The sequence below is a fragment of the Atopobium sp. oral taxon 416 genome, assembly GCF_018128285.1.
In the GTDB taxonomy this organism is placed as follows: Bacteria; Actinomycetota; Coriobacteriia; order Coriobacteriales; family Atopobiaceae; genus Olsenella_L.
Genome location: NZ_CP072380.1, coordinates 1,074,879 through 1,087,868 on the forward strand (window position 1 = coordinate 1,074,879; position 12,990 = coordinate 1,087,868).

Below are 12,990 nucleotides of genomic sequence, written 5' to 3' on the forward strand. Positions count from 1 at the left end.
ACATGTCACATACACAGGAAGCGTTTAGCGCAACCTTTGCGAAAGTCTGTCCGCGTTGTGGGGCGACCCTCTTTACCGATATGAACGTCTGCTACGGGTGCCTGTATGACTTTAGTCATACGCAGCCATCCGACAGCGGAAACTTACCGCCGCTGCAAGAAGAGGAGGAAAAGAGGCTGGAGGAAACACACCCCACCGCACCCTTGCCGCAAGCTATGGTTAACACGGTTCATGAACAGACTGCTCCTACTCCTGAACCGGAAGAAGACGATGAGACGGATACGACCCTCGATCTTTCAGCTGCACAGAAGGCGCTGCGGGAGGAAGAAGAGCAAAAAAAGTATTACCTGAAGATTCACGGAGATGCCTTCGATACCCATGTGCCGATTCCGGAGGACGGGTTGGATATTGGCCGTGCCCCAGACAACGATGTGGTGATCCATCAACGTTCCGTCTCACGGCACCATCTACACATCGTGCCAGCAGGCGAGATGTTGGAGGTCGAGGATCGCCATTCTACCAATCCGGCGACCCTGGAAGGACGACCGATCAAAGACAGTGTTCAGATCAGCGTGGGGGACATTGTAGAACTTGGCAGTATTCAATTGCAACCGGAGGAAGCTGTCCAATAGAGAAGAGTGCATCTTCTGAAGTATTGACAGACAATTAGCTAACTTTCATATTGCTACGGATATATTGTCACAACGCGCAGTGTGCATCAGGTCTGATGTGTACCGCGCGCACTTGTTTCTGAAGGGGCGCTGCTGACAAATATCCGTACATCAGACGTAAAGATTGGAGTACCTGATGGGGGTGCACCCATACTCCTAGAGAGTTATCACTCGAGGAGGTTGGAATGGCGACCCTATTCCGGACTCCGAGTTAAGTACTCTTGAGCGTTATTACGCTCGTAATCATGAGGTGACATATATCCCAATGTTGAGTGCATTCCTTCTGTATATAGTAACAAGCCCAATCTGCATAGCTGTGCTCGACAGGCCCACTGTAGGGTATCCCATTGAGGTATAGCTGACAGCTAAACACATCTGAAAGATCTTCTCCCGGCGAGGCGTTGCATTCCTTACGTTGTGGTAGTTTCCCGCCGACACGACCTACCGAGGTGATAGTGAACTACCACATGACATACGCCGACAGCTTTATGGCTGCCACCTTGAGGCTAGCAGGGGATACGTGCAGTTTAGCACCTGCCGGATACCGTCCTTTTCTGTCCTGGGACTTCGATACGTATCCGCCAAAGACCTGCCTATGGTGCAGATCTGTGCGCTTCAGGTGTGACGGGTGCAACCGCGACAGTGCCCGAAGATAGCTCTGTCTTGCCTGCGGCAGAATCTTTACCCCTGCAGTTAGGCACTGTCTTCTATTCAAGGCAACTGCCTGTCTTAGAAGGGGCGATGGTTTTGCCGAAGATCCTTAGGCAGCAAGAGCAAGGCGGCATGCACCTGTGACACCAGACCCCTTTGTAGTAGAGGGCACCATGCTCTCACATAAGGTGTGGCTCGACGAGACCTCACTGTCCGCTCGATCCTACCGAGCGTGTCGGTTCTCCAAAAACAAAGATCTGCATAGGTGCTACCGCAGACGTGCACAGGGTCACAGAAAGAGGGGTGCAACAAGACGAGCCGAGAAAAGGGACATAGGATACCCTCTTGAGGTCATAGCGCAAAAGGATCCGTGCTCGTGTACGACACCCTGGGCCTTAGGAGTAAGGTGCACGGCGCTAAGGCATGCTGCCGGGCAGTGACGATCCCTAAGACATAGTCAGCTAGGAGTGCAACCCGCTCAAGAGTCTGTTCGCACAGCGTCTTGTGCAACATCAAAGACTCAATAGAGGATAAGCTCGCCTGGGTGCTGGGGCGTGCCATGCGCTGCTAAAAAAGGCTCAGATACTAAGACTTCTTTGCAAAAGAAGACCAGCTGGCAGGTCATGCAGCCAGCACAGCTATGTAAATTGGGCTAATGGCTAAGCACTTCCAGCACACTCCCAACGCTTCTGATCACCCCTGCACTGTACGATATGGATGCAAAGTGATACATCCGTCAAAGCAGAGAAAGACATAGCCAAAGGGCATACAGGCGGGCTTGAGCCTGAAGGAATGCAAGCGCAGGGAGAAACGCTCATGAACCTCACAGAGAGGTATCAAGGAGAGGAGTCGTGCGAAAAAGGCTTTTGGGAAAGAAGTCCCCCCTGAAGCTTTGCCTGTCCGGCCTGCAAAGGGGCCAGCTGCTCAGAAGGTGTATGGGCATGCACACACCTATGGTAGTGCACGAGATATTTAACACCGGCTTTAGCCTCACTGCAGACACGATGATGGAAAAACACCCACCTGCCTTCAGGACGTGGTTTGTAGCCTTCTGGCTCATGGCACACCAAAGCGGCTGAACACGAGCACATGTGCGCTCGAATACCAGATAGGCCACAGCTACAGGACAGCGTCCTTGCTGCTGTGCCATAGTAAGATCAAAGTGTACTCGATGTCCTCTCAGCTGACACACTCGAGGTGGACGTCTCCTATATAGAAGCCAGGGCAAAAGGCACAGGGGGATGCAACACAAAGCAGCAGCCCATGCTCGCTGCGATGGACAGGTGGACGCTAGTAACTGGTCGCAAGTATTCTTTGCCCAGACGCCCATCCAACACTACCAGCGGATTTAAGCTATGAGATGTCAGTGGGTGCAAGCGGGATAGAAAAGGCAAAGTCCAGGTCGAAGTCGAAGCGAGCCCTATCCATTATATTGGCAGGGCTCACCTTGGGCTAGCTGTCTAACATGTACGGAAAAATGTCAGTAGGCCCAGGCTACCGCAAACACCGCGTTAATTCTGGGCGTCGTAGAATTTGTTGTTCGTGCTTTCTCTGTCAAACCTGCGATAGGACTACATTGAACGTAATAGAACTGTATAGTCACCTATGGTTAACATTTAGACAGGACGCCTATCGGATTTTACCTATGGACTGTACCTATGAAAGAGCGTGGTTCAGCCTGACTGCCTAAAACTTCGATAGAGCGCACCGCTGCACCAAGAACGATTGGTGTAGCGGTTGGATGAAAGGAAAATGCCAGTGAATCAAGTTATACAGGGCATTGCGATACCATTTGCAGGCACTACGCTGGGCGCCTGCTTGGTCTTCTTTATGAAAAACGAGCTCAACCGTATGGTCCAACGTTGCCTAACCGGGTTTGCCGCGGGGGTAATGGTCGCAGCCTCTATCTGGAGCCTGATTATTCCCTCGATTGACCAGTCTTCCTCCTTGGGGCAGTTTGCGTTTGTGCCGGCGTTCATTGGTTTTTGGATCGGCATTGCTTTTCTGCTCATTCTGGACCACGCGGTGCCGCACCTCCATTTGGGAGAGGAGGACACCAAACCGGAAGGCCCACACTCCAATCTGGACCGTACGACGCTCATGGTTCTTGCTGTGACCATTCACAACATTCCTGAGGGGATGGCGGTCGGTGTGGTATGGGCCGGTTGGCTGGCCGGTAATGTCGGTATCTCTGCCGCAGGTGCACTCGCTCTCTCCCTCGGTATCGCGATTCAGAATTTTCCTGAGGGTGCTATTGTCTCCATGCCGCTCCATGCTCAGGGGGTAAGCCGTGGGAAATCATTCCTGGGAGGGTTTCTCTCCGGTGCTGTGGAGCCGGTCGGCGCGATCATCACGCTGATAGCGGCATCACAGGTCACGACGATCTTGCCCTACCTCTTGAGCTTTGCGGCAGGAGCAATGATGTACGTGGTGGTGGAGGAGTTGATTCCGGAGATGAGTGAGGGAAAGCACTCTGATGAGGGAGTGCTGATGTTTGCCCTCGGTTTCACTATCATGATGGCACTTGACGTCGCGTTGGGATAAGCGCTTTTATACGAGGGTCTACGAGTTGGGTGATGAATTTTCACCAGCGCCGCAGGTAGGTCCTGCTTGAGAGGGCGAGATAGCGTACGACCCTTTCCCGGACAGACCAGCGCTTCTCGTCCCTGTACACCCGGTGGAGATAGTTGAACCACTCGAGATAGTAGGCCTGGAGGTTCTCCGACTTCATGCAGACGAAGCGCTCGGCATATCTTTGGACCCAGGAGCCCGGGTTGGCCTTGTAACGCTCATCTGCGAGCTTCAGATCCCTCACGAGGGCATTGTGCGCCTTCCTACAGTCGTGGACTAGCGCCGAGCCCTCCTCGATATGGGCGAGCCTTGCTGATGCGCTTGGCCGGTGGCTTGCCGTTCTACAGCCCCACGAGTCGATAGCCACAATGATGCAGACCTTGTCCTTGGGACAGACCCCGCCTTCCTCGCGCTCGGCCCTGGTGTTGAAGAACTACATCTCGTCTATCCATACACGTCCCGAAAGGATCACCCAGTCCTTCCAGTCGCTGACGGCGCAAAAGATCTTGTGGGGCCAGAAGGAAGGTTGTCGAATGGCTGACCTTACAGGTCAGCTCGATGAGCCTGGGCGATGCGCTGTGCCACATCACCTCGACGATCTTTATGATCTTGTAGAGCGTCAGCTTCGCGTTCGTAAAGACCGTCCCGGCGAGTGCTCCATATCTCAGATGGGCACTTTGGGCATCTGTGTGCGCTCGGTGCTGGAAGTTTCGTCCAGCCAGGTATTCTGCATCGCGGGCACGAAGGCTCCCACCCCCATTTGGCAAGCAGGCCCTCCAGTGTGTTTGCACCGTAGTTCTTACGGCATAGCCGCACGACGAGTGCGCCCCTGAGCTCGGCGAGCTCCTCTTCCGGGAGGCTGTCGACAAAGGAGCGCAGGTCGTTGGCTGCGCAGTCCATGCGCCCTCCGACATCTTGGTTTTGCCTGGTCGGCCATCTTCCTAAGATGTCGCCAAACAAAGTAGAAGATAGCCTTTCAGGCGACTTTGTTTGGCGGGGGCAATCATATCATAGATACATCTGCGGATGGCCTTCGACCATCACCCAATTCGTAGACCCTCGTAAAAGGGCTTTACTGTTGATCACCGGTGCCGCAATGGGACTGGGCGAAGGTATCGCTATGGTGTATGCCAAATATGGTGCCAAGCTCTGCTTGGTTGATATGTCGAAGGATGTTGAGAAGACTGCTGACAAGCTTCGCAAACAATACAATGCTCATATGTCTCAAACCCCTGTCAAGTGGCAATGCTATCGCGAAACAGGCGCCCACAAGGCTTCCTGAACTGCAGGGATGAGGGATATTCGACGAATACCGCTGCGGACGCGTCCTGCAACATGAGACATGCGGGCATCCCTGCCTATTCTCATATCCTTAGATAGCGTGCATATGCACGGTCCCAACATCGGTGTTCCAACATGGCGGCTAAGGGACGCTCTAAGCGCGTACGTGTTGGCATGGCCGGTGCACATAGGAATCGACGTCCCTGCTGTCTTGAGTCTCGCGCACACAGCGGCATTCATGGCTTTCGTGGAGATTGACAGCAAAAGGCAATAGAGGGAGTGGGTGGATGGCGGCGTGGCGCTATGCAGCCTGGGTCGGGTCCCGCTCCGGTACCTGCTGGCCGATGAAGAGCATGAACCTTCCCAGCTCGGCTGCTGTGGTGACATTGGCCTTGCAGGGTAAGACGCCCTTCTCGAGCAGCTGCCTCCTCCGAGAGCAGCCGTGCACGCTCCCTGATGTGTAGATCCACCGACGCGGGACACCTCTTCGAAAGAGTAGGCCTCGCCCTTGCGCACGCCCAGGCACATCCCATAAGAAGCGTCCTAGCAGCCTGGGTCTGTATTTCGATATGCCTAGCCTGCGCGAGGTGGCGCTTGATGACTGTGACGGGGACGAGCCCCAGCCAGGATGTGACCTTCCTCCCTGAACAGAGCCTGGAGAAGTCACACATCTTTGCGCAGAAGGTAAAGGCGCACCTGAAGCCGACGCCCGAAAGGCATAGGAGCACCTTAATGGCAAGGGCGAGCGTGCACGTGGATGCAAGGGAATGTATCCTTTCCAGCATCGCAGCGCAGCGGGCATCTGCTGACTCTGTCGCCTGTAAGCCTGGATTGACAAGGGCGCAGGTACGCAGCCATGCCCAGAAGTCGACTCCCTAAAGCTTCTTTTTGCCTGTCTGCGGGCGTCCTCTCCTCCCAGACAATCCCGTGGCGGCAAGCAGGGTGGGCACGCGCTGGTGTACCTTCTTCTGCTGCCTTAAGGTCGTCGAGGGCACACACCGCGTCCCTTTAGCCTTGCTATCTCCTTGGTGGGTACCCACATCCTGTGGAGCTTGTCTGCATCTGCCATGCCTTGCGAGCCTCATGGAGTCGTTCCTGTCGTTTTTCCTCGTGCGGGAGTAGGCAGAAGGTGGACATCCTCGAGGGCGCTATGGGCACGACCTTTACATCCTTGGTCGTTGAGCATCCGTGCAGGGACAAAGCCCGTGCAGCCTGCCTCGCAAGACGCCGATGGCAGGCTTTCAGAAGCACTCCTGCGCCATCCATGCCCTGATGTCAGACTACGGGTTTGTTGCGGAAGGAGCACAGCGCAGTCTCTCCCGCCTTAAGGATGAGGGCGCACAGCATCGTCATCCTCGAATGGCTGTCGATCCTAAATGCCGTCCCCATGTCTGCCTTGTTGATGGTAGTCTTGTCCATAGGGGCCTTCCGGTTCTCGTTGCTGCAGCAGCAATCATTCTGGGCCTTGAGAGGCCCTGCTTCAACTCAGGCGGCAGGCCTCCCTTGTTCATAGGTTCGGGCCATATCGTCTAAGATTATCACCCATGTCGTGAACGTCTCCGACAAGGAGTAGATGAAGGATGCCGTGGCCCATACCGTGGAGGAGTTCGGTGAGATCAATATCCTCTGCTGCAACGCAGGCGTCTGCAGGCTCGCTCCCTTTGAGAAAATGTCGGATGAGGTGCGCTAACCTGCATATCGACATAAACATCAAGGGCACCTGGAACTGTTGCCAGGTGGCGATCCCCTATATGCTGAAGCAAGGCGATGGCAGCATTGTGGTCGCCTCTTCAGTTACGGGTAACATTGTGGCTGATGCCGGTGAAGTTGCCTGCGCGATGCCCAAAGCAGCGCTCGTAGGTTTAATCAAGTGTTTAGCGGTTGAGTATGTGAGCTGCTGCATTCGCGTCAACTGTACGCAGCTTGGCTATACCCGCACGCCGATGGTCGAGAAAATGGCTCGTGAGTTCAACCCGGATGATCCTGAGAGCGCCATTGACAGTATCGCGGTCGGCGTCCCGATGGGCAGACTGGCTAAGCCGACCGAGAGGGTGAGCTCTTTGCCTTCCTGGGCAGTGATGAGTCTGGCTATCTGACCGGCATTCAGGTCGTTATCGACAGTGGCAGCGCCCTGCCTGAGACGAGAAGCATCAGAACAAACTAAAGCTCAATTGAACAAGGTACGCTCAAGATAGTAAGAGTAGTACCGGGAAGAGCAAATTGACGATTGCAGGTTGGCCACAGCGAGAAGGTGTTCAAAGTAACGGCCAACATGTTTATTTCTTAATTTTTCATGTATCGAATCATAGAGCATGGCAGAGAAAACCGCCGTGTACTGAACGGTACACGGCGGTGTGGGAGGGTGATGGGAAATTCTACCGTTTTGTTACTCGTTCGGATCTTGGGCGTTCATAATGAGCTCCACCTCATGGTCTGACAGATCGTAGTTGAGATAGTTGTGGTAGAAGTCCTTCACCTTCTGGTTGATATCCGTATCGTCGAACATATCCGGATGCAGCAGGTGAGAAGCCCAGCTCAACTGCAGAAGGGACTCGACACCGTAACGGTCCCAACCGAAGACGCCTTTGGGGTTGACGTAGACATTCTTGTTCTGTATAGCGGTTATGGATTGCCAGTTGGGGTCCTGGAGGATCTGGTCAACCTCATCCGGTTTGCCGGTGATGATGTAATCGGGGTTCCAAGCCGTAATTTGCTCCAGCGAGAACGTCTGGGTCGCATCGTTGGTTTTCTCGGTTACCGCATTCTTGCCGCCGCAAGCCTCAATCCAGGTGCTGATCATGGTACCGGTACCGTCGAGGTTTAAGGTGTAGACGCTGTTGCCATGCATGACGGAGGGCTTCTCATTGTCGCTCAAGTTGTCCGTCTTACCTTTGATATCGCTCAAGGTTGAGTCGAGCTCTGCGTTGTAGGTATTTGCGATGTCGGAAGCATCCCCGCCGAGGACTGAGGAAGTCAAATTGATAGATCGCTTCATCTGGTCATAGGTATTGAATCGACAATTCACCAAAGGGATGCCGGCTTCGGTGCACTTGTCACGGAGGGTGTCTGAAGAGTCAAAGATCACCTGCGGATTGGGGGAGGCTAAGTTCTCGAAGTTGAAGTCCTTGCCAAACGTAGCGGTCGCATTATTCATCTCCGGACAGACCTTGTACATCCACTTGAAAACGTCGGGTGCGCAATGGGTGGCGACCATACCCTTGGCACCGTTGAGCATGATGGAGATCTCGTTGTGGGCGAACCAACCGTCAGCATAGGCGTCGACGTGGTTTGGAACTTCGACGTCGGTGTCGCCCATATCGGTGATGGTATGGGTATCGTTGCTAGAGTTGCTGGAAGGGCCAGCATTGTTATTGGTTGTCTGTATCGTATTGCTTGAGCAAGCACTCAGGACACCTGCGGCTCCGAGTGCCGCGCCAAGGCTACCGGAGAGCTTGAGGAAGTTGCGGCGCGAGAGTGAATGTTGATTCTTTTCTGCCATGGTCTGCCCATCCTTTCATGTGACAGAAAATAAAGCCTGTTGCCGGTTAACAAAGCAGGGGGATACAGGTCTTGATGGGATCCCCGTGCAGATTCGTCGTCTGTGTGACGCGGATTGGTACTCCATAAACTTTCGAGAGGTTCTCTTCGGTAACGACCTTATCGACTGAGCCTGCGACTATGTGGTTTTTGTCGACGATCAGGAGGGCCTTCGTGCTGCAGAGAAAAGCCTGATCAGGGTTGTGTGAGGTCATTACGATCGCATGGCCGTCTTGTGCCATCCCTTCAATCGTGGAGAGCACACGCACTTGGTTCCCGAGGTCAAGCGCGGCAGTCGGCTCGTCCATCACCAGGATGTTGGAGTTCTGCATGAGGGAGCGGGCAATGAGGCCCATCTGCTGCTCCCCGCCGGAGAGGTGGGTGAAGCTGCGCTGCGCGAGGTGCGAGATCCCAAGATCTTCAAGGATGCGATCCGCTCGTGCATAGTCCTGCTCTTTGGGCGCCTCAAAGGCGGCGAGGTGGGCTGCTGCTCCTGTGAGGACTACATCCAACAAGGTGAAATCGAAGGGTGTGGTGTGGAGCTGCGGGACGTAGGCAACTTTCTGTGCTAACTGTTTTCTCGTCAGCGTCTCACGGTTTACGCCGTCGACAATCACGGTGCCTGACATGGGTTTCAGAAAACCGAGCAGGGTCTTGAAAAGCGTGGTCTTACCGATACCGTTGGGGCCCAGAAGGCAGATCACGTCGCCGGAAGCGACTTTTAAGGAGACATGCTTCAGCACCGGTTTATCATACCCGCAGGTAATATCGCGCGCTTCCAGGTAGTGGGTGCCTCTGTGTTCCTGTATCTGTTCATCGCTGAACTCACCATGGGCAGTCTTCACTTTTGCTTGCACGTTAGCCATACTATTCCTCTCCTTTCAGATCTCTCTGGGTTCTGAAGAGGATGAAGAAGAAAAATGGGGCACCGATAATAGCCGTGAGAATGCCAAGGGGAATCTCTGAAGCTGAGATGCTGCGGCAGACCGTATCGACCAGGATCATGAAGCCTGCCCCGACAAAGAGCGACATCGGAAGGACCACCTGGTTGTTCGGTCCGAAGATGAAGCGGACAAGGTGGGGGATAATGAGGCCTACCCAGCCGATGACGCCCGCGATCGCGACAACTGCAGAGGTAAGCAGGGTTGAACAGAGGATAAAGATGCCTCGCAGGAGAGTCACATTGACTCCCAGCGAAGCTGCTTCAGGGTCACCGAAGGAGAGGGAATTGAGCCTCCAACGCAGTAGGATCAGAGGGGTGATACCGATCAGGTAGGGGACCATAAAGACTCTGAGATCCTCCCAGGTCACTTTAGCGATTGACCCCATAAGCCAATAGGTGATCTCCGGTAACTTGGATTCCGGATCGGCGGTGTATTTGATAATGGAGACAAGGGCCTGGAAGAGCGTACCGACGATGAGGCCACACAACACCAAGAGCAGAATCTGGTTGCTGCCACGGCCGATGCTGCGGACAGAGACGTAGGTGATCGTGACAGCGATGAAGCCCATCACGAAGGCCATAATCTGTATCCCGCGGGAGCTGAAGTTCCAAAGCAGGGTGAGCGTGGCACCAAAGGAGGCGCCGGCACTGGCTCCTAAAATGTCCGGGGAAACCATAGGATTGCGGAAGAGTCCCTGATAGGAAGCACCTGAGATTGCCAAAGCTGAGCCGACGAGCACCGCAGCGATAAGACGGGGAAGCCTGATCTTACAGACGATATTGGTCGCAGCCTGTGTCCAGTTCCCCGCAGCGCCGAAGAAGTGGGTGGCGAGGATGCCGACCACATCCTGGGGGATAATGTTCACGCGTCCGATCCCCAGACAGACCACAAAGAGGGCAATGACGATCAGGATACAGATTGTGCCATGCACCATGTTTTTGTGATGCTGTACCTCAAATGAGTGGGAATGGGCACTATTGTCCTCTGTGACGGTCCCTTCCGTATGGGTTTGGTTCCGCATCGCAAACTTCCTTTTCGAACGTCAAAGTGAGAGACGCATGTAGGTCTACATAAATAATCAGAGTACTGGTATGCGGCATCGGCATGTTGGATGGTTATATTCAATTGAGTATAACGGTCGAATCTTAACAACCTAACATCGTATGTAAAAATACAGAAATAAAGTTAGATAACCTAACTTATTGATTTGTGTGGTATGAACATGTCTATTGTTAGCGCTTAATTTGAAAAAAGAAATTAACCCCATTTTTTTGTGATGTGTGTCCCTAGGAATTATTGTCAGCATGTCTTTGGTAAACTTGATCTAGTTTTTTCGATACTAAAGGGGATTTATCTATGGTGCACGGGAGAATACGCTGCTCCGTAAAAACTGTGATCTCAGTCCTGATGGCTCTGATATTCGTTCTTGTTATAAGCCCGAAGACTGCTTCGGCAGAAGCCTCGATTGACAAGGTGGATATCAACGCGACCGTTGAAGCCGATGGATCCGTCGATGTGAGTGAAGCCCGCACCTTTACGGGTACCTTTCACGGGGTGTATTGGAGAATTCCAGAAGGGTCAAACGGCAGCGTCTCGGTCGTGCCGCAGATCGAGGGGGTCTACCTCGAGGAGAGTGGCCAGGAAGTGCCACTTACCGAAAGCAGCTCATACAGTGATGGGACCTACAGTATCAGGGATAACGGAACGGTGCAGACGCTGACAATCTATTCGGCTCACGATGATGAATCCGTAACCTTCCGGATTGTCTACCGTAATCCCAATCTCGCACTCCGCTACCAAGATGCCTCTGAGCTCTATTGGAAATTCGTCTCAGATGGCTGGGACACCGAATCAAAGAACGTGACCTGCACGATCAACCTGCCGGTGCCTTCCGGAGAGTCGGTGCAGCCAGGGAAGAATGTGCGGGCATGGGGCCACGGGCCCCTCGATGGGTCACTCAATTTTAATGGCAACAGTGTCGTGTATACGGCTCCCGGCGTCGGGGGAGGTGAGTTCGCTGAGGCGAGGATTCTCTTTCCGGCAGAATGGCTCTCTGCGGCGAGTCCCGATGCGATTCAGCAGTCCAGCATTACTCAAACGGTGCTCTCAGAGGAACAGACTTGGGCAGATCAGGCAAATGCCCAGCGTAGGCGGGCACAGATTGAGCAAGTGGTTGCGGTTGTGGTCCCCATCGGACTGTCTGTTTTCGCTATCGTTTTCTCTATTCTTGCGTATCGGGATTGGAAAAAGAAGAGCAAAGTCCTCTTCGACGATGAATACTTCCGCGACGTACCGAGCAAGGATCACCCGGCGGTACTCAATGCGGTGCTCAACAATGCTGAAGCGGACGGTAACGCGTTTTCTGCCTCAGTGCTGAGATTGAGCGATATGGGTTATATCAGGCTCGATCATGACCAGCCTGTTAAAAAGAGACTCTTCCATAAGCCGGAGAAGGATTGGTATGTCGAGTTTGTTAAATGGCCTGAGAAGGAGAATGATCCGCAGGGACTTGATCAGAAGACTATGGGGTTCCTGTTCCAGGATATGGCTCCGCTGATCAAACAGAAAGGGGATGAAGAGGCCAACAGCGAACATCCGCGTGTCTACTTCTATGGGATCAAGAAAGCCGCAGATAATCATGCACGGGCCTACAATGATGCCTATGAGAACTGGACTTCTGCCGTTATGGAAGCCACGCTCAACGCCGGCTATTTCGTCGGCCACAACAAGAGCAAGGGGGTCCCGCACCTCGGTGTCTTCTTCGGCGTTGTCGCAGCCGCAGTCTCTCTGTGGGGGCTCTTCGTGCTTTCAAACCCTGCTCTGATGGGGGCGTTTCTTATCCTCTCCATCGTTGCGAGCGTTGTCAGTGGTATCTGTGCTGGTCTGATGGATACCTATACACCTGAGGGACGCGAGATAGCAGTAAAGCTGAGGGCACTCAGGCACTGGCTTGAGGACTTCACGAATCTCGATGAGGCAGTGCCCCACGACGTCATACTGTGGAACCGGTTGCTGGTGATGGCAGTCACCTTTGGTATCTCTCAGAAAGTTATTGCCGCACTGAAGGTCGCTGAGCCGGAGCTCTATAACGAGCTGATAAGTGATACACACTCACCATTCTTCTGGTATGCCGTGGGAGGATATGACAAATCGCCCTTTGTCTATTTCACCAACAGTTTGCCGTCCGGTATGCATGCAGTTGACACATCCACTCTTGCTTCTTCAACCTTCAGTTCCGGAGACGGATTTGGTGGAGGCTTCTCCGGTGGAGGCGGTGGCGGCTTCGGCGGAGGCGGCGGGGGAGGATCCTTCTAGGAGGATATCGAACTTCCCGC

The 12,990-nt window shown here is 53.8% G+C and carries 12 protein-coding genes; 6 read left to right on the forward strand and 6 right to left on the reverse strand.

The window, feature by feature from the left end; all coding sequences use genetic code 11:
• The first annotated feature begins 2 nt into the window (after positions 1 to 2).
• Both J4859_RS05820 and J4859_RS05825 read left to right on the forward strand, forming a co-directional pair.
• Positions 3 to 632: an FHA domain-containing protein gene (locus J4859_RS05820; protein WP_212334123.1), complete on the forward strand. Its 630-nt coding sequence runs from the start codon at positions 3 to 5 to the stop codon at positions 630 to 632.
• Positions 633 to 3,074: 2,442 nt separating this feature from the next.
• Entirely contained in the window at positions 3,075 to 3,866 is a 792-nt protein-coding gene (locus J4859_RS05825) for a ZIP family metal transporter (RefSeq protein WP_212334127.1), read from the forward strand.
• A 40-nt stretch (positions 3,867 to 3,906) separates the two neighbouring features.
• Here the strand turns inward: J4859_RS05825 and J4859_RS05830 are convergent, their stop codons facing one another.
• The gene (locus J4859_RS05830; protein WP_212334129.1) at positions 3,907 to 4,137 is read right to left on the reverse strand and encodes a hypothetical protein; all 231 of its coding nucleotides are present in this window, start codon (positions 4,135 to 4,137) and stop codon (positions 3,907 to 3,909) included.
• Between the two features lie 834 nt (positions 4,138 to 4,971).
• Here J4859_RS05830 and J4859_RS16115 point away from each other — a divergent pair.
• Positions 4,972 to 5,175 carry an SDR family NAD(P)-dependent oxidoreductase gene (locus J4859_RS16115; RefSeq protein ID WP_249113769.1) on the forward strand — a complete coding sequence of 68 codons (204 nt, stop codon included), beginning with the start codon at positions 4,972 to 4,974 and terminating at the stop codon, positions 5,173 to 5,175.
• 235 nt (positions 5,176 to 5,410) lie between these two features.
• Here J4859_RS16115 and J4859_RS17590 read toward each other — a convergent pair whose 3' ends face one another.
• Positions 5,411 to 5,845 (reverse strand): hypothetical protein, encoded by a 435-nt coding sequence (locus J4859_RS17590; protein ID WP_371812231.1) that lies wholly within the window; start codon positions 5,843 to 5,845, stop codon positions 5,411 to 5,413.
• Between J4859_RS17590 and J4859_RS16125 the strand changes: the two genes are divergently transcribed.
• A complete protein-coding gene (locus J4859_RS16125; protein WP_249113771.1) occupies positions 5,772 to 6,053 on the forward strand; it encodes a hypothetical protein in 282 nt (93 codons plus the stop codon). The two genes, J4859_RS17590 and J4859_RS16125, sit on opposite strands and share 74 nt — an antisense overlap.
• Before the next feature lie 396 nt (positions 6,054 to 6,449).
• Here the strand turns inward: J4859_RS16125 and J4859_RS05845 are convergent, their stop codons facing one another.
• Entirely contained in the window at positions 6,450 to 6,593 is a 144-nt protein-coding gene (locus tag J4859_RS05845; RefSeq protein ID WP_212334135.1) for a hypothetical protein, read from the reverse strand.
• Between the two features lie 257 nt (positions 6,594 to 6,850).
• Between J4859_RS05845 and J4859_RS05850 the strand changes: the two genes are divergently transcribed.
• Complete coding sequence (locus tag J4859_RS05850; protein ID WP_249113772.1) at positions 6,851 to 7,270, forward strand: SDR family oxidoreductase; 420 nt, start codon at positions 6,851 to 6,853, stop codon at positions 7,268 to 7,270.
• 290 nt (positions 7,271 to 7,560) lie between these two features.
• Here J4859_RS05850 and J4859_RS05855 read toward each other — a convergent pair whose 3' ends face one another.
• From J4859_RS05855 to J4859_RS05865, 3 genes are read right to left on the reverse strand one after another with little or no spacing between them, the layout of a single operon-like run.
• On the reverse strand, positions 7,561 to 8,673 hold the full coding sequence (locus J4859_RS05855; RefSeq protein ID WP_212334138.1) for an ABC transporter substrate-binding protein: 1,113 nt from the start codon (positions 8,671 to 8,673) through the stop codon (positions 7,561 to 7,563).
• A 46-nt stretch (positions 8,674 to 8,719) separates the two neighbouring features.
• Positions 8,720 to 9,577 carry an ABC transporter ATP-binding protein gene (locus J4859_RS05860; RefSeq protein WP_212334140.1) on the reverse strand — a complete coding sequence of 286 codons (858 nt, stop codon included), beginning with the start codon at positions 9,575 to 9,577 and terminating at the stop codon, positions 8,720 to 8,722.
• A 1-nt stretch (position 9,578) separates the two neighbouring features.
• Positions 9,579 to 10,676 (reverse strand): iron ABC transporter permease, encoded by a 1,098-nt coding sequence (locus J4859_RS05865; RefSeq protein ID WP_212334143.1) that lies wholly within the window; start codon positions 10,674 to 10,676, stop codon positions 9,579 to 9,581.
• 452 nt (positions 10,677 to 11,128) lie between these two features.
• On the opposite strand from J4859_RS05865, the gene J4859_RS05870 reads away from it, so the two are divergent.
• Entirely contained in the window at positions 11,129 to 12,970 is a 1,842-nt protein-coding gene (locus J4859_RS05870) for a DUF2207 domain-containing protein (RefSeq protein WP_212334146.1), read from the forward strand.
• Positions 12,971 to 12,990: the final 20 nt, after the last annotated feature.